The sequence below is a fragment of the Ruegeria arenilitoris genome, from assembly GCF_013032855.1.
Lineage (GTDB): Bacteria > Pseudomonadota > Alphaproteobacteria > Rhodobacterales > Rhodobacteraceae > Ruegeria > Ruegeria arenilitoris.
The window spans coordinates 309,075-327,992 of sequence record NZ_WQDA01000001.1 but is presented as its reverse complement, the minus strand read 5'-3'; the positions used below and the strand labels follow the sequence as shown (position 1 = coordinate 327,992).

The window sequence follows — 18,918 nt, the reverse complement described above, 5'->3', positions numbered from 1 at the left end:
TGCTCTGTTCCCGACCCCAAATGTCGGGAACAGGGCAAGTTGGACCGGAATCCCGATTTGGGAACGTCTAGTAGGGTGCCTCGACGTCGTTCATCGAGACATAGACGGTTTTCATTTCCGAATAGTGGTTGATCGCCAGCTTCGAATTCTCGCGCCCGACGCCCGACATTTTCGACCCGCCGAACGGGGCCTCGACAGGGGCCAGGTTGTAGGTGTTGATGTAGCAGGTGCCTGCCTCGAACCCGGCCACCACGCGATGGGCGCGGGTCAGGTCGTTGGTGAACACGCCGGCGGCCAGGCCGAACTCGGTGGCGTTGGCACGGGCCATCACCTCGTCTTCGGTTTCGAAATCCACCACCGACATGACGGGGCCGAAGATCTCCTCGCGGGCGATGGTCATGTCGTCGGTCACGTCGGCAAAGACAGTGGGCTGAATGTAGAAGCCCGGAAGATCCAGCCGCGCGCCACCATGGACCAGCCGCGCGCCCTCGGCCTTGCCCCTCTCGATATAGCCCAGAACGATGTTCATCTGGGCCTCGCTGACCATCGGCCCGAAATTCACGGCCTCATCCATCGGGTCGCCGATCTTCACATTGGCAAGGCGTTCGGTCAGTCGGCTCAGGAAGGCCTCTTTGATACCCTTCTGCACGAAGACGCGCGTGCCGTTGGAACAGACCTGACCGGATGAGTAGAAATTGCCCAGGATCGCGCCCGAGACGGCGTTTTCGATGTCGGCATCGTCGAACACGATCAGGGGCGACTTGCCGCCCAGTTCCATCGTGACGTGTTTCATGCCCTCGGCCGCGGCGGCATAGACCTTGCGGCCCGTGGGCACCGAGCCGGTCAGCGACACCTTGGCCACGCGCGGGTCGGTGACCAGCGCGGCGCCCACATCGCCATAGCCCTGAACCACGTTGTAGATGCCCTTGGGCGCGCCGGATTCGATCAGGATCTCGGCCACTTTCAACGCCGACAAGGGGGTGGTTTCCGAGGGTTTGAACACCATCGCATTGCCGCAGGCCAGCGCCGGGGCGCCCTTCCAGCAGGCAATCTGGGTGGGGTAGTTCCACGCGCCGATGCCAACGCAGACGCCCAGCGCCTCGCGGATGGTATAAACGAATTCGCCGCCACCCAGCGGGATGTGCTCACCGGTCAGGGACCCGGCCAGCCCGCCGAAATATTCCAACGCATCCGCGCCCGAGGTCGCATCGGCCACCAACGTTTCCTGCAACGGCTTGCCGGTGTCATGGGTTTCGAGGATCGACAGCTCGCGGTTGCGCTCGCGCATGATGTCGGCGGCGCGGCGCAGGACGCGGCCGCGTTCGGTTCCGGTCATCGCTGCCCAGGCCTTTTGTGCCCGTTTTGCGCTGGTTAGAGCCTGTTCGATGATCTGCGGCGTGGCCGAATGCAGGCGGGCGATGACCTCGCCCGTGGCCGGATAGATCACGTCGATCGGGGTGCCTGCGGTGTCTTCGACATATTCGCCATCAATAAAGTGGCTGGCCTTGGGCTGAACTTTCATCGCGGATCCTTTTTACTCGGGCCCCGGGGAACCGGTGCCGGTCGGTTTCATCCGCAGGTAATGATTATTGATTGATCAGTCAATAAAGCACTGCTTTGGGCGAATTCTTGCCAACAAAAAAAGGGGCCCTCTTGAAAATAATGGTTAATGTTCCATTTCTGTTCTACATGATCGGAGGATCACCAGATGGAACAGTCATTGCGCAAAACCACCCCGATGGGGCCGACCAACGACTACCACATTCTGCCCGTCACGGACCGTCAGATGCGCTATGCGCGCGCGATCGCCCAGCAGTCCGCGTTGGAGATTCCGGTCGAGGCGCAGCGCGACCGGCGATCCATGTCCGATTGGATCTCGGCGCACAAGCCGCACGATCCCTCCCCTTTTGCCGACTACCCGACGGGCAAACAGGTGGCCTTTGCCGAGCGGATCTCGCGCACCAAACGCCGCCCGATCCCCAGCGAGTGCTTCCGCGACAAACGCGCGATGTCGCGATGGATTGATCAGAACAAGTGAAGAAATGGGGCCGGCGGGCTCAGGCGTCTTTGTCATGGCGATGGCGATGCGACCGACCATACAGCCCTACGGCCGCTGCCACGAACAGGCCCAGTAGAATATAGCCGGTAATCGCCTCAGCCACGGCAAGGGCGCGGCACACGCCAACTGGCCGCAAGTCACCAAAACCAACCGTCGTGAAGGTAACATACGAGAAATACAGGACATCCGCCGGACCGCGGGCGCCTTCAACGCACAGATCGTAGTACCCGTATGACCCGTAGACTGCAGCGAACAGGAACGGCACGACCTGGATGAAGGAAATCCCCATCAGCAGCAACTGCCGCTTGGGCGAGCGCACAAGCGCAATGTAGTACCAGGTTTGCGAGAACAGCCAAATCGCCAACCCGATGGTGGCTGCAGCTCCGATCGTGTCGCCGGCGGCGGATTCGGTCAGGTGTGAAAGGATGTACCAAGCCAGAGCGCTTAGCATGACAAGGCCCATCGCTGCGATCAGCGTGGGCTTCCAATCCTGCAATGTGGTTGGATCATGCGCCATCGTCCCCCTCCCAAGAACGGGTACCGGCCATTTTTTAACGCCGGGCGCATCATCGCAAGCTTTTTTGCGGGATTCGAAGCTATTGGCCGCCGATATGCTCTTCGCCCCGCGCCCTTGCCAGCATGATCTGTTTCTGCCGTTCGCGGAACCGGGCCTTGTCGGCCTCGGACGTCTCGTGGATGCATTGGTGGCAGGACACGCCGTGCTCGTATTCGGGGCGCTCCATGTCCTGGGGCAGGATCGGGCGGCGGCAGCCATGACACAGCTGGTGCGGTCCCTCGGCCAACCCGTGCCCTACGGAAACGCGATTGTCGAACACGAAGCACTCGCCCTTCCAGGTGCTGTCCTCGGGCGGGACCTCCTCGAGATAGCGCAGGATGCCGCCCTTCAGGTGATAGACATCCTCGACCCCCTGCCCCAGCAGATAGTTGGTGGATTTCTCGCAGCGGATGCCGCCTGTGCAGAACATGGCGACGCGCTTGTTGTGGAACCGGTCCTTGTTATGCTCCCACCAGGTAGGAAAATCGCGGAAACTGGCCGTTTTAGGGTCGATTGCGCCGTCGAACGTGCCGATCGACACCTCATAATCATTGCGCGTATCAATCACCACCACATCATCCGAACGGATCAGATCGTTCCAGTCCTGCGGCTCGACATAGTGGCCGGTGCGGGCGCGCGGATCGACATCCGGCTGGCCCATGGTCACGATCTCTTTCTTCAGGCGCACCTTCATCTTTCCAAAAGGCGGCTGGCTGGCGGTGGCCTCTTTCCATTCCAGATCGGCGCAGCCCGGCAGCGCCCGGATATGCGCCAGAACCGCGTCGATCCCGGCGCGTGGGCCGGCGATGGTGCCGTTGATGCCCTCATGCGCCAGCAGCAGCGTACCCTTGACCGACTGCGCGCGGCACAGCTCCAGCAGCGGCGCGCGCAGGGCGTCCGGGTCGGCAAAACGGGTGAAGTGATACAGTGCGGCGATCGTGTACATGGCCGCGATCTAATGCGCGGCCCCACGCAACGCAAGAGACCGCATTGACGACCCATGCCCGCCCGCCTACCGATAGGACACGCAAAGGAGGCCGCCATGACCCATGCCCTGATCGTGATCGATGTCCAGAACGACTTTTGCCCCGGCGGCGCGCTGGCAGTTCCCAACGGGGATGAGATCGTCGCCCCGATCAATGCCATGATGCCCGATTTCGATGCGGTGATCCTGACGCAGGACTGGCACCCGGCGGGTCATTCCTCGTTCGCGTCCTCCCATCCGGGCAAGGCGCCTTATGATCTGGTCGAGATGCCCTATGGCCCGCAGGTCCTGTGGCCCGACCATTGCGTGCAGGGCACACCCGGCGCCGAATTCCACCCCGACCTGCGTACCGATGCCGACCTGATCCTGCGCAAGGGCTTCCGCAGCGCGATCGACAGCTATTCCGGCTTCTTCGAAAACGACCACACCACGCCCACCGGGCTGGAAGGCTATCTGCGCACGCGCGGGATCGACCGGCTGACGCTGGTAGGCTTGGCGACCGATTTCTGCGTGCATTATTCGGCGGTGGATGCGGCCCGGCTGGGCTTTGACGTGACCGTCAGAACCGGCGCTTGCCGCGCAATCGATCTGGATGGATCGCTCGCAGCGGCGGAACAGGCCATGCGCGACACGGGTGTTACGTTGGCCTAGCGGTTCAGGGCGTCGCTCCGGCCGCAGCCAGGTATTTCAGCAGGACGAACACGATCACCGCAAGGCCAAGGGCGAAGCCAATGCGCCCGGGCACGGTTCTTCGGTCAGGTTTTGCGGGCGCAGGTGTGGCCGGCTGCGGGCGGCGCACCGGATCGCGGCGTTTGATGCCGATCCCAGGCTGCGCGCTGCGAACATGGCGCAGAAAGTCGCGCAGATCGAATTCACCGCAATACTGGCCGCGCAATCCCGTGGCCCGAATATTTGCAAACAGCTGGCGCAGGATCTTTTCGCGGGCCGCGGCGTCTTCGGGCGGATAGAAACCACGCGATTCACCGCTGCCGTGGCTGTCCAGAATAAATCCGGCATCCACGAACACCTGACGCAGCTTCGGTGACGCCCCCCTCAGAGCATCGGCCGTCTTCACGTCGCGAAAACGCGCACAGACCGTTACGGTTTTCGGCTCGGTCTTAGCCGACGAACCGCAATCGCCCCCATCTTTTGCAATCGTTACAATATCAAAGTCGTAAGCCAGACCCATTCAACCAACTACTACCTTCTCGTACCATCCCACCGTTTAACTAGACCGCGAAAAGAACAGACATTATGCCCGCATTATGGCCTGTCCTTGGCATTGTTACCAAATCCGCGACTCTTGCCATTCACCGCCCTGATTGATCTAACAACGGAAATGGCAGGAGTTCCCCATGGTCGACATCGCGACCCGTGTCTACAATCACAAATGGAAGATCGACCCGATTGTCCGGTCTTTGATCGACACAGACTTCTACAAACTGCTGATGTGCCAGTCAGTGTTTCGAAACCGACCTCAAACAACGGTCGAGTTTTCCTTGATCAACCGCTCGAATCACGTCCCGCTGGCCAAGCTGATCGACGAGGGCGAGCTGCGCGAACAGCTGGATCACATCCGTTCGCTCAGCCTCAGCCGGGGTGAAAGCACCTGGCTGCGGGGCAACACCTTCTACGGCAAACGCCAGATGTTCCGCCCCGATTTCATGGAATGGTTCGAGAATCTGCGCCTGCCTCCCTATCACCTCGAACGCCGTGGCGATCAGTACGAGCTGACATTCGAAGGCAAATGGCACGAGGTCATGCTGTGGGAGATCCCGGCCCTGGCGGTGCTGATGGAACTGCGCTCGCGCGCGGTTCTGAACGACATGCGCCGGTTCGAGCTTCAGGTTCTCTATGCCCGCGCCATGACCCGTGTCTGGGAAAAGATCGAAACGCTGCGCGGCATTCCCGGTTTGGGGATCGCAGATTTCGGCACCCGGCGGCGGCATTCCTTCCTGTGGCAGGACTGGTGCGTGCAGGCGATGATCGAAGGGCTGGGCCCGGCGTTTACCGGCACCTCGAACTGTCTGATCGCCATGCGGCGCGAGGTCGAGGCGATCGGCACCAATGCGCATGAACTGCCGATGGTCTATTCAGCGCTGGCCGAAACCGACGAGGAACTGGCCCGCGCGCCCTATGACGTGCTGAGCGACTGGCATGACGAACATGACGGCAACCTGCGGATCATCCTGCCCGACACCTATGGCACCAAGGGGTTTCTGGACCGCGCGCCCGACTGGCTGGCCGGCTGGACTGGCATCCGCATCGACAGCGGCGATCCGGCCAAGGGCGCCGAGATCGCCATCGACTGGTGGAAATCGCGCGGCGAGGATCCCAGCCAGAAGCGGATCATTTTCTCGGACGGGCTCGACGTGGACAAGATCCGCGAATTGCATGGCCAATTCGCGGGCCGGGTGAAGATCTCGTTCGGGTGGGGCACGTTGCTGACCAACGATTTCCGCGGTCTGGTGCCGGGGGATGCGCTGGCGCCGTTCTCGCTGGTGTGCAAGGCGGTCTCGGCCAATGGGCGGCCGACGGTGAAACTGTCGGACAACCCCGAAAAGGCGATGGGGCCGAAAGACGAAATCGAGCGTTACAAGCGCGTTTTCGGCGTAGGGGACCAAGAAGCGATCGAAGTGATCGTCTAGCCCGGCTCAGCCGTGATGGGCGGCCACGGTTTTCAACTGGGAAAAACCGTACAGCGCCTCGAACCCCTTTTCGCGGCCATGGCCCGACTTTCCGACCCCGCCGAACGGCAGCTCGACCCCGCCGCCCGCGCCGTAATTGTTGATGAACACCTGCCCCGCGCGCAGCCGTTTGGCCAGCCGCATCTGCCGCGCGCCGTCCCGCGTCCAGACCCCGGCCACCAGCCCGAAATCGGTGCCGTTGGCGATTTGAATGGCCTGTTCCTCGGTGTCGAAGGGGATCAGAACCTGGACCGGGCCAAAGATTTCCTGCTGCGCCAGCGGATGATCGGGCGGCACGTCACCAAACAGCGTCGGGCGCACATAGGCCCCGCCCGGCGGCGCGTGATCCACGATCCGGCCCTGTGCGGCGATCTCAAGATCGGCCCCCTGCGCCAGAAAGCCGGTCACGATCTGCTTCTGCCGGTCCGAGATCAGCGGCCCGACGCGCAGATCCTCGGTCGCGGGGCCGACGGTCAGGTCGGCATAGGCGGCGGCCATGCGCGCCTTGACCTCGGCATAGACCCCGCGCTGCACCAAAACACGCGACCCGGCCGAGCAGGTCTGACCCGCGTTCTGGATGCCCGCATTCACCAGAAACGGCAACGCGGCCTCCAGATCGGCATCATCGAACACCAATTGCGGAGATTTCCCGCCCAGTTCCAGGGTCACCGGCACCACATTGCTTCCGGCCGCCTGCTGCACCAGCGCGCCCGTCGCCACGGACCCGGTGAACGAGATGTGGTGCACACCCGGATGCGCCGACAGGGCCGCGCCCGCCTCGGACCCGATGCCGGACACCACGTTCAGCGCCCCCGGCGGCAGGCCGGCCTCGGTGGCCAGATGGGCAAAGGCCAGTGCTGTCAGACAGGCCTCTTCGGCCGGTTTCAGAACGCAGGCATTGCCCATGGCCAGCGCCGCCCCGACCGAGCGGCCGATGATCTGCATCGGGTAGTTCCACGGCACGATATGGCCGGTCACGCCATGCGGCTCGCGCAGGGTATAGACGGTGTAGCCGTCCAGATAGGGGATGGTCTGACCCATCACCTTGTCCGCCGCACCGCCGTAGAATTCGCAATACCGCGCCAGCGCCAGTGCGTCGGCGCGCGCCTGGGTCAGCGGTTTGCCAACGTCCAACGCTTCGAGCAGCGCAAGCTCTTCGGTCCTGTCCCGCACCAACTGCCCCAGCCGGGTCAGGATGCGGCCCCGCTCCAGCGCGGTCGTCCTGCCCCAGTCACCGTCCAGCGCCGCCTGCGCGGCCTGCACGGCGGCATCGATCTGCGGCGCCCCACCGCGCGCGATCCGGCACAGCGGCGTGCCGTCGGACGGGTTGGTCAGATCAAGCGTGTCGTCGGTTGCGACCCAATCGCCGCCGATCAGGCACAGGGTGGGGTCAAACCAGATGGGATTTAGCATATCTGCCTCCAAAACAGGCTCTAACAATGGGATTTCATGCTGCGCCCTGCCCGATCTCGGGCAATTTCGGCACGGCTTGGATCAGGGTTTGCGTATAGGGGTGCTGCGGGTCCGCAAACACGCGCTCGGTCTCGCCCTGCTCGACGATCTTTCCCGACTGCATCACCATCACCCGGTCGGTGATGGTGCGCACCACGCTCAGGTCATGGCTGATGAACAGGTAGGTCAGGTCATAGGCCGCACACAGCTCGGCCAGCAGGTCGAGGATCTGCGCCCGCACGGATACGTCGAGTGCCGAGACGGCTTCGTCGAACAGGATCAACTCGGGACGGATGATCAGGGCGCGGGCGATGGCGATGCGCTGGCGCTGCCCGCCCGAGAATTCGTGGATGTATTTTCCAGCATCGTCGGGCGAGAGCCCCACGGCGGTCAGCATCTCGGCGATCCGATGCTGCCGTTCGGCGCCTGTGGGCGGCGCTTCCAGCAGGTGAAAAGGCTCGGTGATCAGGCGGGCGACCCGGTGGCGGGGGTTGAAGCTGCCGAACGGGTCCTGGAACACCACCTGCATCTTGCGGCGCACGGCCAGATTGGGTTTGTGCCCGGTGAATACCGGCTGGCCGCCCAGCAGGATCTGCCCGCCCTGCACCTCCTCAAGCCCCAAAATAGCACGTGTTAGGGTCGATTTTCCGCAGCCGGACTCGCCCACAAGTCCAAGGCGTTCGCCCCGGTTCAGCGTGAAACTGACGTGGTCCACGGCCCGGTGATGGCCGGGCTTTTCAAACAAGCGCGTGCGCGGCAGGCGATAGTCGCGCACCACGTCGCGGACCTCGAGCAGCGGCGCGGGCGCAGGCGGCGCAGGCAATGCGACCCGGTGGCCCGAGGCCTGAAACAGCATCCGCGTATAGGGGTGCTGCATGTGGCGCAGCAGGTGGTCGGTGGCCCCGGTTTCGACCACCCGCCCCTTCTGCATCACCACGACCCGGTCGGCCATGTCGGCCACCACCGCCAGATCGTGGGTGATCATCAGCAGGCCCATGCCGTATTCCGTGACCAGCCCTCGCAGCAGATCGAGGATCTGCGCCTGCGTGGTCACGTCCAGCGCAGTTGTCGGCTCGTCCGCGATCAGCAGCCGGGGACGCAGCGCGATGGCCATGGCGATCACCACACGCTGCCGTTGCCCGCCCGAAAGTTCGTGCGGATAGCGCGACAGGGGAAAGCGGTCGGGCGGCAGGCCGACGCGGGTCAGAACCTCTTGGGCGCGCGTGCGGGCGGCGTCAGGGGGCATGGCCTTGTGGATCAGGATGGTCTCCATCACCTGATCACCGATGGTCTTCACCGGATTGAGCGCTGTCATCGGCTCCTGGAACACCATCCCGACGACCGCGCCGCGCAGGCGGCACATCTCGTCCTCGGGGCTATTCAGAACCTCGTGCCCGTCAAGGCGGACCGAGCCGCTGGCCACGGCCCCTGCGGGCAGCAACTGCATCACCGCCAGTGCCGACATCGACTTGCCCGAGCCGCTCTCACCGGTGACGGCCACGATCTGCCCGGGGTCGATGGACAGGCTGACCTGGTCCAGAACAGGGACCCCGTGGATCGACAGCGACAGGTTATGGATTTCCAGCAGGCTCATGCGCGGGCCACCCGGATGCGAGGGTCAAGCCAATCGCGCAGCCCGTCGCCCAGCAGGTTCAGCCCCAGCACCGTCACGATGATCGCCAGCCCCGGAATCAGAGCCAAATGCGGGGCAAAACTGACCATCGTCTGCGCATCCGCCAGCATCCGGCCCCAGCTGGGCGTGGGTGGCTGCGCACCGAGGCCGACATAGGACAGCCCCGCTTCGGCCAGAATACCAAGGCTGAACTGGATGGTGCCCTGCACGATCAGCAAATTGGCGACGTTGGGCAGGATGTGCTCGGCCGAAATCCGCGCCGCGCCCTTGCCCGCCACACGGGCGGCCAGGATGAACTCGCGCTCCCACAGGGACAGGGCCGCGCCGCGGGTGATGCGGGCGAAGACGGGGATGTTGAAGATGCCGATGGCGATGATCGCGTTCACCGCACCAGGGCCGAAGACGGCGGTGATCAGGATGGCGATGACCAGCGAGGGGAAGGCAAAGACCAGATCGTTGCCGCGCATGATCAGCTCGTCCAGCCACGACCCCTTGCGCGCCGCGGCCGTCAGCCCCAGCGGCACGCCGAACCCCATGCCGATGCCCACAGCCACCAACGCAACGGCGATCGAGGTGCGCGCACCCACCATGATCATCGAGAACATGTCGCGCCCGAAATGATCGGTACCGAACCAGTGCTGCGCATTGGGCGGCTGCAATTTGTCGGGGATGTTCAGCGCGGCGTGGTCATAGGGTGTCCAGACGAAGGACAGCAGCGCCATCAGCACCACCACCGAGGACAGCCCCGCCCCCAGAATCAGAGACCGGCTCATGTGCGGCTCCGCAACCGGGGGTCGACCGCGGCATAGGCCAGATCGACCAGGAAATTCACCGTGATGACCGCAAAGACCAGCAGCATCACCACCGACTCCACCACGATCAGGTCCCGCGCCGAGATCGCCTGGAACACCAGCCGCCCCAACCCGGGCAGATAGAAGACCTGCTCTATGATGATCGATCCGGCCAGCAGGAAGGAAAACTGCAGCCCGATGATGGTCAACACCGGGATCAGCGCGTTGCGCACCCCGTGCCGCCACAGCGCCTGACGGCGCGACAGGCCCTTGGCGCGGGCGGTGCGCATAAAATCCTCACCCAGAATGTCCAGCAGTGCCGAGCGCATGACCCGCGACAGAATCGCCGCCTGTGGCAGAGCCAGCGCAATCGCCGGCAAGGTCAGCGAGTGCAGCCCGGCCCACAGGCCGTTGTCCCACCCCGCGAACCCGCCCGCGTTGAACCAGCGCAGGTTGATGGCGAAGATCAGCACCAGCATCATCGCAAACCAGAAATTCGGCACCGCGATGCCCAGCTGCGTGGCCCCCATTACCGCCAGATCGCCCGGTTTCCCCCGACGCGCGGCGGCGTAGATACCGACCGGAAAGGCGATCAGCGTCGACAGTGTCAGCGCATAGAGCGCCAGCGGCAGCGACACCCACAGCCGGTCGGCCACCATCTGCGCCACCGGCGTGCGATAGGTGTACGACGTGCCGAAATCTCCGGCCAGCATACCGCTGACCCAGTTCAGGTAGCGCTGCGGCCGTGACACGTCCAAGCCCAGTTCGGCGCGCAGGGCGGCCAGCGTTTCGGGCTGGGCGTTCACCCCCAGCATGAACGAGGCCGGATCCCCCGGTGCCACCTCGATCACCGCGAAGATGACCACCGAAGCGACGGCAAGGCTGAGTGCCAGCGAAATCAGACGTTTGAGCGCATATCGGAGCATTGCCGCCACGTTAGGCCGGGATTGGCCGCCGGTCCAGCGGCACAGCGCGTCAGGACTGCATCAGAAACGCCCAGACCGCGTAGCCCACGATCGCGGCATAGCCCAGCGGATAAATCCACTTGATCGCGTAGTTGTCCAGCTTGCGCGCCGTGTCCTCGCGCCCCGAGACCTTGAGCCGCCGCAGCATCACGTTGAACACCACCAGCGCCCCGGTCATCAGGAACATGCATTGCAGGATGAAATCCAGAAAGGTCAGATAGCCCAGCTTGGGCAGATCGGCCGAGATTGCCCAGTTGAAGGCGACAAAGACCAGCAGGTTGGCCCCGGCGATGTCGATCCGCTTGCGGTATTCGTCCAGAAAGAACAGCGCCCAGCCGACCAGAACCAGCACCAGCATCGGCAGGAACACCCGGATGACATAGTAGGTCAGGTGGCGCTTGCCCTGAAAGACCAGTGACACCTGATCGCTTTCGTTGCCCGACAGGCCGGTCGTGGTCGAGGCCAGCATACGGGCATTGCCCAAAATCCACTCCTCTTCGCCCAGCGTGTCGCCCAGCCCCGAGAACTGGTCCAGCGCGTAGTAGTGCACGAAGTCGGACGGAAAGACCGAGACGACCTCGAAGTGGAACTCCTGCGTGTCGAAGGGGAACCTGAGGAAGTTGAAATGCGGCGCCTGCAGCGTCAGCGAGGATTTCTCGACAAACGTCACATGCCCATCATAGCGCAGGGCGGCCGCGGATTCGTGCACCCAGCGGTTGGACTGCTGGTTGTGGATGACAAAGGCGGGAACCACCGCATCCCGTGCGGCCGCATGGCGTACGAAGGCCGGCGGATCGAATACGCGGAAATCGCGGCCCAGCTCATCCGGATCGAATGCCAGGGCCGGATCGCTCCATTCAAAGCGCAGCACGACCACGGCGCCATAATTCTCGGCCTTCTGATCGACCGAGGTGATCTGGTCGATCTTGATGCCGACGCCGACCTCGACCGGGTTTTCCGGGGTGCCCAACAGCGCGCTGTGGCCATCCTGAAACAACCCCTGCGCGCCCGAGGGCCCCGACAGGGCCAGGGCGACCATGAAGAAAAACACCGAAACAAGGCAACGTGTCATCTGAAACAGACCCTAATCTGGGGAAACAGGTCCGCAGTGCGGACCCGCAAGGCTCATTCCGCCCAGCTGATCGCGGTCAGGTCGATGGCCGCCGTGGGCGCGTTTTCCCACAGGCCCTTAACCCCGGCCTTGGCCACGCCCAGTTTGGCAAGTTGGAACAGATAGGCGTTGACGTAATCCTCGGCGATCATGCGCTGCGCCTCACCCATAAGGCGGGTGCGTTCATCGGGGTCGGTGGTGGCGTTCAGCGTCGCCATCAGGGCCTGGAAGTCCGGGTTGTCATATTGGAAGTAGTAATCCGGCCGGGCATAGATGCCGATGTCCATCGGCTCGGTATGGCTGACGATGGTCAGGGCGAAATCCTTGCCCTTGAACACGGTTTCCAGCCACTGCGCCCATTCCACGTTGATGATCTCGGCCTTGATCCCGACCTCGGCCAGCTGCGCGGCCACGATCTCGCCCCCGCGGCGGGCGTAGGAGGGCGGCGGCAGGTGCAGCGTAGTTTCGAACCCGTCTGCGAACCCGGCCTCGGCCAGCAGGGCGCGGGCCTTGTCCGGGTCATGCGCCGAATTGCCGGTCAGATCGACATAGGCCGGGTTGTGCGGTGCGAAATGCGTGCCGATCGGCGTGCCATAGCCGAACATCGCGCCGTCGATAATCGCTTGACGGTCGATCGCATGGGCCAGCGCCTGCCGCACCTGCACGTCGTCAAAGGGCGGCTTCTTGTTGTTGGTCGCCAGAATGGTCTCGCCCTCGGTCGAACCGACGAGCACCTGGAATCGCGGGTCGGCCTCGAACTGCGGCAGGTTCTCGGGGGCGGGGAAATAGTCGAACACGTCCACGTCCTCGGCCATCATCGCGGCGAAGGCGGCGGTGGGGTCCGAGATGAACTTGAACGTGGCTTTCTCCAGCGCGGGTTGATCGCCCCAGTAGTCCGGGTTGCGCTCCAAGGTGATGCGGTCGCCCTGGACCCATTCGGCGAACTTGTAGGCACCGGTGCCCACCGGGTTGGTCTTGATGCCCTCGATGCTTTCGGGCGCCACGATCACCGCGTCGCCCCAGGCCAGGTTGAACAGAAAATTGCCGTTGGGTTCCGCCAGAGTGATTCTGACGGTCAGCGGGTCCACGACCTCAACGCTTTCGATCCCGGCGAACAGGGCCTTCTGCGCATTGGCGCTGTCCTCGGCGGTGGCGCGGTCGAGGCTGAACTTCACGTCCTCGGCATCCATCGTGGTGCCATCGTGAAAGGTGACGCCATCGTGCAGCGTGAAGGTATAGACCTTTCCGTCCTCGGAAATCTCCCAGCTTTCGGCCAGCCCCGGCACGACCGAGCCATCGCCCATGAACCGGGTCAGCCCTTCGAACACGTTGGTGTAGACGACCGAATCGATGGCTTGTGCGGCGGCGCTGGTCGGGTCCAGATGCGGCGGCTCCAGCTGCATGGCGATTGTGATGTCCGACCGGGCCATGGCCTGCGAGGCGAGAAGCCCCACGCCCAGCGCCATGGCGCCGGCAAAGGTGCGAAAGAACGGCTTGGTCATGTAAATTCCCTCCCAGAATGTGCGGATGGGCGGCGGATGACGCGGCCCAGACGGAATCAATGTCCCTGCAAACCTTGGGTCATTCAAGGAAATGTTCGCGCAACCGGGGTTTCTCTGGCCCCTGCCGATCTGCTATGCCGCGCTGCAACATGAACCCCGCGAGGAGCGAGCATGAGCGCCACCGCCCGCAAGACAGCCCCGAATGCCGAGGATATCCGCGCCCGCAAAGGGGACGATCCGCTGGTCAGCCTGACCGCCTATACCACGCCGATGGCCCGGCTGATGGACCCCCATTGCGACTTCGTCCTGGTGGGCGACAGTGTCGGCATGGTGCTGCATGGGCTGAGCTCGACCCTGGGCGTGACGATGGAGATGATGATCTTGCACGGGCAGGCCGTGGCGCGCGGGCTGGAGACGGCGATGATGGTCATCGACATGCCCTTTGCCAGCTATGAAGAAAGCCCTGCGCAGGCCTTCCGCAACGCGGCCCGGCTGATGGCCGAGACCGGCGCCGGCGCGGTCAAGCTGGAGGGCGGGGTCGAGATGGCCGAGACGATCCGCTTTCTGGTCAAGCGCGGCATCCCGGTGATGGCGCATGTGGGTCTGACGCCGCAATCGATCAACACGCTGGGCGGCTATAAGGTGCAGGGCCGCGACGAACAGGCCGATGCGGTGCTGGCCGACGCCCGCGCCGTGGCCGAGGCCGGGGCGTTTTCGGTCGTGCTCGAGAAGGTTCCGCAGGGTCTGGCCGACCGGATCACCGCCGAGGTGCCCATCCCCACCATCGGCATCGGCGCCTCGGCGGGCTGTGACGGTCAGATCCTGGTGGTCGATGACATGCTGGGCTTTTTCACCGCCTTCAAACCGAAATTCGTCAAACGCTATGCCGATCTGGGCCCGCTGGCCGAGGCCGCCATCGCCGAATACGCCGCCGAGGTGCGCGCCCGCACCTTCCCCGCGGCCGAGCATGTGTTTGCCGATCAGGCGCCCGCCAAGGGGGGCAAGGCATGACCGCGCCCATCCTGCGCACCCTTTCGGAGCTACGCGCCAAGACCCGGGCCTGGCGCCGGGCGGGCCAGACCATCGGCGTGGTGCCCACCATGGGCGCGCTGCATCAGGGGCACCTGTCGCTGGCACAGGCGGCGCGGGCCGATTGCGACCGCGTGATCGTGACGATCTTCGTCAACCCCAAACAGTTCAACAACCCCGAGGATCTGGCCAAGTACCCCCGCACCGAGCAGGACGACGCGGCCAAGCTGGCACCGCTGGGGGTTGATGCGATCTATGTCCCCGACCCGGACCAGATCTATCCAGACGGGTTCGCCACCACCGTGTCCGTCGCCGGGCTGACCGACGTGATGGAGGGCGAATTCCGCGCTGGACATTTCGACGGCGTGGCAACCGTCGTGGCAAAACTGTTCCTGCAGACGCAGGCAGACAGGGCCTATTTCGGCGAAAAAGACTATCAGCAGTTGATGGTCGTGCGCCGCATGGCCCGCGATCTGGACATCCCGATCGAGGTGATCGGCTGCCCCACCGTGCGCGAGCCCTCGGGGCTGGCGATGTCCTCGCGCAATCTGCGCTTGTCGGACCAGGGGCTGGTGACCGGGGCGCGGATGCATGCGGTGATGCAGGACATGGCCGGGCAACTGGCGCAGGGGGCCGCATTCGCGGATCTGAAGGGGCCGGCTCGCGACACGCTGCTGGCGGCGGGCTTTTCCGAGGTGGAATATATCGACCTGCGCTGCGCCGAAACGCTTGCGCCGCTGACCGCCGCCACCCGCCCCGCGCGCCTGTTCGCCACCGCCTGGCTGGAGGGCGTGCGCCTGATCGACAATATCGACGTGCCAACAGCCTGAAACTGGGGTCTGGAACGGCCCCGACCAATCGCCTAATGTCCCCTGAAAATGAAGACCGGGGGGAGCACGGGCATGACCTATATTCTGGCAATCGATCAGGGCACCACGTCCTCGCGCGCGATCCTGTTCGACGCGCAGATGCAACGCGTGGGCACTGCACAGCAGGAATTCACCCAGTGTTTTCCGCAGGAAGGCTGGGTCGAGCACGACCCCGAGGAAATCTGGGACAGTGTCCTGAACGTCAGCCGGCAGGTGATGGACAAGGTGGGCGCCTCGGCCGACCAGATCGCCGGGATCGGCATCACCAACCAGCGCGAAACCACCGTGGTCTGGGACAAGACGACCGGTAAGGCCATCCACAACGCCATCGTCTGGCAGGACCGCCGCACCGCCGAGATCTGCCAGCGGTTCCGCGACGCGGGCTGCGAGGATGACGTGACCGCTCAGACCGGCCTGCTGCTCGACCCGTATTTCTCGGGCACCAAGGTCAAGTGGATACTCGACACCGTACCCGGCGCGCGCGATCGGGCCGAGGCGGGCGAGCTGCTGTTCGGCACCATCGACAGTTTCCTGATCTGGCGCCTGACCGAGGGCCAGGTCCACGCCACCGACGCCACCAACGCCGCGCGCACCCTGCTGTTCGACATCCACAAGGGCAACTGGAGCGCCGAGATCTGCGATCTTCTGGACGTGCCGCTGTCGATGCTGCCCGAGGTGCGCGACTGCGCGGCCGATTTCGGCCAGACCGGCCTGTTCGGCAGGACGATCCCGATTTTGGGCGTGGCCGGCGACCAGCAGGCCGCCACGATCGGGCAGGCCTGTTTCCAGCCTGGGATGATGAAATCCACCTATGGCACGGGCTGTTTCGCGCTGCTGAACACCGGCACGCAGCCCGTGGAGTCGAAAAACCGCCTGCTGACAACCATCGCCTATCAGCTGGACGGTCAGCGGACCTATGCGCTGGAAGGCTCGATCTTCATCGCGGGCGCGGCGGTGCAGTGGCTGCGCGACGCGCTGCAGATCATCGACTCGGCCCCGCAAAGCGGCGAACTGGCCGCGCAGTCCGACCCCAACCAGCATGTGGTGCTGGTGCCCGCCTTCACCGGGCTGGGCGCGCCCTATTGGAAGCCCGACTGCCGCGGCGCCATGTTCGGCCTGACCCGCAACTCGGGCCGGGCCGAGATCGCACGGGCCACGCTGGAAAGCATCGCCTTCCAGACCCGCGACCTGTGGCACGCGATGCAGGGCGATTGGGGCGCCGACGCGGACGTGATTCTGCGGGTCGATGGCGGGATGAGCGCGTCCGACTGGGCGATGCAGGGCCTGTCGGACATTCTGGGCGCGCCGGTCGACCGGCCGGTGATGCAGGAAACCACGGCGCTGGGCGCAGCCTGGCTGGCGGGGATGAAGGCCGGGGTCTATCCCGATCAGGCCGGATTTGCCGACACCTGGGCGCTGGACCAACGGTTCGAACCGATCCTGCCCGAGGCTGACCGCGAAGCGGCCTATACGCGCTGGAAACGGGCGGTGCAGGCCACCATGGCGTTCTGATTCAGTCTGACCCGCGGCGCAGCCCGGGTCAGCTGTGATCCTTCAGCAGGCGCTGTTTCTGGCGCGACCAGTCGCGCTTGGCCTGGGTTTCGCGCTTGTCGTGGATCTTCTTGCCCTTGGCGATGCCGATCTTCAGCTTGGCCCGACCCTTGTGGTTGAAATACAGCACCAGCGGCACCAGGGTCATGCCCTTGCGCTGCGTGGCGTTCCACAGGTTCGACAGCTCTTTGCGGGACACCAGCAGCTTGCGCCGGCGGCGCTCGTCGTGCTTGAACGCCTTGGCCTGCTCGTAGGGCGCGATGTAGCTGTTGATCAGCCACAGTTCGCCATCCTCGACCGCGGCATAGCTTTCCGCGATGTTCGCCCCGCCTGCGCGCAGAGACTTGACCTCGGACCCTTCCAGCACGATGCCGCACTCGATATCCTCTTCGATCGCGTAATCGAAGCGGGCCCGCCGGTTTTCGGCGATCACCTTGTAGTTTGGGTCTGTCTTCTGCTTCTGCTTGGCCATGACGCCGTGATGTATGCGGCTTCGTCAGCCCTTGCAAGATGGGCGCGTCAGGATTTGGCCGAGATGATCAGGTCGGGGCCAAAGATCGTGTCGGCGTGGTTGTGCAGGTAGATCTTCAGCCAAGGGGTGAACCGTTCGGGATGACGACGCACTTCGGCCAGCAGATCGTGGTAGTCGATCCACCGGATCTCCATCACTTCGTCGGGGTTGGGCTCGATCTTCAGCGGCCCGCGTACATGCGCCAGGAACACGTCCACGACCTCGTTCTCGACCATCCCGTTGCCGACATCCGCGTGATATTCCAGCCGGTGCCGGTATTCGGGATACAGCCCGGTGATACCCAACTCCTCGCGCAGACGGCGCACGGCGCAGTCCGAGGAGTTTTCGTCCCAGTCGGGATGGGTGCAGCAGGTATTCGCCCACAGGCCGGGCGTGTGATATTTGCCCAGCGCGCGGCGCTGCATCAGAATCTCGGTGCCCCGCACGACGAAGACCGAGACCGCCTTGTGCTTGAGCCCCTTTTCGTGGGCTTCCAGCTTGTCCACGGGTGTCAGCTCGCCATGAACCCAAGCCGGGATCATGATTCCCATCTGTCCTCTCCTGATGTGACTGCGTCGATCTGGCAGCATCGGCGACTGGGCGCGATGCGCTGGCGGGTTGGGCGCAGTGTTTTTTGGTCTGCGACAAAACTGGCGATGATCGACGTTTCAATCAAGCGCACGAAAGGCCGCAGGGCTGCGGCCTTTTGTACTTGTTCCGATTTTTTGGCATGTGCGGCTTATTCGGCCGAAACGCTCTGCAGATAGGCAAAGACGTCCTCGCCACCCTTCTTCAGCTTGAAGGTCATCTTCGACTTGGCCGAGGTTTCACCTAGGTAGTCTTTCAGGAACGCCTTGGGGTCCTCAACATAGGCGACAAAGCTTTCTTCGTCCCAGACCAGACCTTTTTCGCCGGCCGCAACCAGGCTGTCACCATACTTGAAGCCTTCCTCGGTGCCGGCGGTACGGCCTGCAATGCCGTAGAGGTTCGGCCCGGTTTTGCCGCCCTTGACGATGGCTTCGCCGTCGGGCGTTGCGATCATGTGGCAGGACTTGCACTTGTTGAAGGTCTTGGCACCGGCTTCGGCGTCGCCCTCGGCCAGGGCCGGCACAGCCAGCAGGCCGACGATGGCAGTCGCGATGATACGTTTCATTGGCGTTGCTCCGATATGAATTGGCTGCCCTTTAACCAGTATCAAACGCACGCAGAGTCAATGC

At 63.9% G+C, this 18,918-nt stretch carries 19 protein-coding genes; 6 read left to right on the top strand and 13 right to left on the bottom strand.

What is annotated here, in order from left to right; genetic code table 11:
- Window positions 1-67: 67 nt before the first annotated feature.
- Window positions 68-1,522 carry a betaine-aldehyde dehydrogenase gene (gene betB / locus GOW72_RS01510; protein WP_170364641.1) on the bottom strand — a complete coding sequence of 485 codons (1,455 nt, stop codon included), beginning with the start codon at window positions 1,520-1,522 and terminating at the stop codon, window positions 68-70.
- A gap of 186 nt (window positions 1,523-1,708) precedes the next feature.
- Between betB and GOW72_RS01505 the strand changes: the two genes are divergently transcribed.
- Window positions 1,709-2,038, top strand: a complete 330-nt coding sequence (locus tag GOW72_RS01505) for a hypothetical protein (protein ID WP_170364639.1) — start codon at window positions 1,709-1,711, stop codon at window positions 2,036-2,038.
- Between the two features lie 19 nt (window positions 2,039-2,057).
- On the opposite strand, the gene GOW72_RS01500 is transcribed toward GOW72_RS01505, so the two are convergent.
- Window positions 2,058-2,576, bottom strand: a complete 519-nt coding sequence (locus GOW72_RS01500; protein ID WP_170364636.1) for a potassium channel family protein — start codon at window positions 2,574-2,576, stop codon at window positions 2,058-2,060.
- Window positions 2,577-2,655: 79 nt separating this feature from the next.
- Entirely contained in the window at window positions 2,656-3,561 is a 906-nt protein-coding gene (gene trhO / locus GOW72_RS01495; protein ID WP_170364634.1) for an oxygen-dependent tRNA uridine(34) hydroxylase TrhO, read from the bottom strand.
- Window positions 3,562-3,657: 96 nt separating this feature from the next.
- Here trhO and pncA point away from each other — a divergent pair, with 96 nt between their 5' ends.
- A complete protein-coding gene (gene pncA, locus GOW72_RS01490; RefSeq protein ID WP_170364632.1) occupies window positions 3,658-4,251 on the top strand; it encodes a bifunctional nicotinamidase/pyrazinamidase in 594 nt (197 codons plus the stop codon).
- A gap of 4 nt (window positions 4,252-4,255) precedes the next feature.
- On the opposite strand, the gene GOW72_RS01485 is transcribed toward pncA, so the two are convergent.
- On the bottom strand, window positions 4,256-4,789 hold the full coding sequence (locus tag GOW72_RS01485; RefSeq protein ID WP_170364630.1) for a hypothetical protein: 534 nt from the start codon (window positions 4,787-4,789) through the stop codon (window positions 4,256-4,258).
- Window positions 4,790-4,955: 166 nt separating this feature from the next.
- Here GOW72_RS01485 and pncB point away from each other — a divergent pair, with 166 nt between their 5' ends.
- The gene (pncB, locus tag GOW72_RS01480) at window positions 4,956-6,248 is read left to right on the top strand and encodes a nicotinate phosphoribosyltransferase (protein WP_170364629.1); all 1,293 of its coding nucleotides are present in this window, start codon (window positions 4,956-4,958) and stop codon (window positions 6,246-6,248) included.
- Window positions 6,249-6,254: 6 nt separating this feature from the next.
- Here the strand turns inward: pncB and GOW72_RS01475 are convergent, their stop codons facing one another.
- Genes GOW72_RS01475 through GOW72_RS01450 form a run of 6 tightly spaced genes read right to left on the bottom strand, consistent with a single transcriptional unit; the run spans window position 6,255 to window position 13,741 of the window.
- Window positions 6,255-7,700 (bottom strand): aldehyde dehydrogenase family protein, encoded by a 1,446-nt coding sequence (locus GOW72_RS01475; RefSeq protein ID WP_170364627.1) that lies wholly within the window; start codon window positions 7,698-7,700, stop codon window positions 6,255-6,257.
- Window positions 7,701-7,734: 34 nt separating this feature from the next.
- Window positions 7,735-9,333: an ABC transporter ATP-binding protein gene (locus GOW72_RS01470; protein WP_170364625.1), complete on the bottom strand. Its 1,599-nt coding sequence runs from the start codon at window positions 9,331-9,333 to the stop codon at window positions 7,735-7,737.
- Window positions 9,330-10,145, bottom strand: coding sequence for an ABC transporter permease (locus GOW72_RS01465; protein ID WP_170364082.1), 816 nt, complete (start codon window positions 10,143-10,145; stop codon window positions 9,330-9,332). The genes GOW72_RS01470 and GOW72_RS01465 overlap by 4 nt, the downstream gene beginning before the upstream one ends.
- Window positions 10,142-11,089 carry an ABC transporter permease gene (locus tag GOW72_RS01460; RefSeq protein ID WP_170364081.1) on the bottom strand — a complete coding sequence of 316 codons (948 nt, stop codon included), beginning with the start codon at window positions 11,087-11,089 and terminating at the stop codon, window positions 10,142-10,144. The genes GOW72_RS01465 and GOW72_RS01460 overlap by 4 nt, the downstream gene beginning before the upstream one ends.
- A 49-nt stretch (window positions 11,090-11,138) precedes the next feature.
- A complete protein-coding gene (locus GOW72_RS01455; protein ID WP_170364622.1) occupies window positions 11,139-12,200 on the bottom strand; it encodes a ligand-gated ion channel in 1,062 nt (353 codons plus the stop codon).
- 53 nt (window positions 12,201-12,253) lie between these two features.
- Window positions 12,254-13,741 carry an ABC transporter substrate-binding protein gene (locus tag GOW72_RS01450; RefSeq protein WP_170364621.1) on the bottom strand — a complete coding sequence of 496 codons (1,488 nt, stop codon included), beginning with the start codon at window positions 13,739-13,741 and terminating at the stop codon, window positions 12,254-12,256.
- 171 nt (window positions 13,742-13,912) lie between these two features.
- Here GOW72_RS01450 and panB point away from each other — a divergent pair, with 171 nt between their 5' ends.
- The 3 genes from panB (at window position 13,913) to glpK (ending at window position 17,151) form a co-directional block, all read left to right on the top strand.
- Complete coding sequence (panB, locus tag GOW72_RS01445; protein WP_170364619.1) at window positions 13,913-14,752, top strand: 3-methyl-2-oxobutanoate hydroxymethyltransferase; 840 nt, start codon at window positions 13,913-13,915, stop codon at window positions 14,750-14,752.
- Complete coding sequence (gene panC, locus GOW72_RS01440) at window positions 14,749-15,600, top strand: pantoate--beta-alanine ligase (RefSeq protein ID WP_170364616.1); 852 nt, start codon at window positions 14,749-14,751, stop codon at window positions 15,598-15,600. The genes panB and panC overlap by 4 nt, the downstream gene beginning before the upstream one ends.
- A gap of 72 nt (window positions 15,601-15,672) precedes the next feature.
- Window positions 15,673-17,151 (top strand): glycerol kinase GlpK, encoded by a 1,479-nt coding sequence (glpK, locus tag GOW72_RS01435; protein WP_170364614.1) that lies wholly within the window; start codon window positions 15,673-15,675, stop codon window positions 17,149-17,151.
- Between the two features lie 28 nt (window positions 17,152-17,179).
- On the opposite strand, the gene smpB is transcribed toward glpK, so the two are convergent.
- The 3 genes from smpB to GOW72_RS01420 all read right to left on the bottom strand — a co-directional run bounded on the left by smpB (window position 17,180) and on the right by GOW72_RS01420 (window position 18,854).
- Window positions 17,180-17,662: an SsrA-binding protein SmpB gene (smpB, locus tag GOW72_RS01430; protein WP_170364612.1), complete on the bottom strand. Its 483-nt coding sequence runs from the start codon at window positions 17,660-17,662 to the stop codon at window positions 17,180-17,182.
- A 47-nt stretch (window positions 17,663-17,709) separates the two neighbouring features.
- Window positions 17,710-18,252, bottom strand: a complete 543-nt coding sequence (gene idi / locus GOW72_RS01425) for an isopentenyl-diphosphate Delta-isomerase (protein ID WP_093964071.1) — start codon at window positions 18,250-18,252, stop codon at window positions 17,710-17,712.
- Window positions 18,253-18,440: 188 nt separating this feature from the next.
- Window positions 18,441-18,854, bottom strand: coding sequence for a c-type cytochrome (locus GOW72_RS01420; RefSeq protein ID WP_170364610.1), 414 nt, complete (start codon window positions 18,852-18,854; stop codon window positions 18,441-18,443).
- Window positions 18,855-18,918 lie beyond the last annotated feature (64 nt).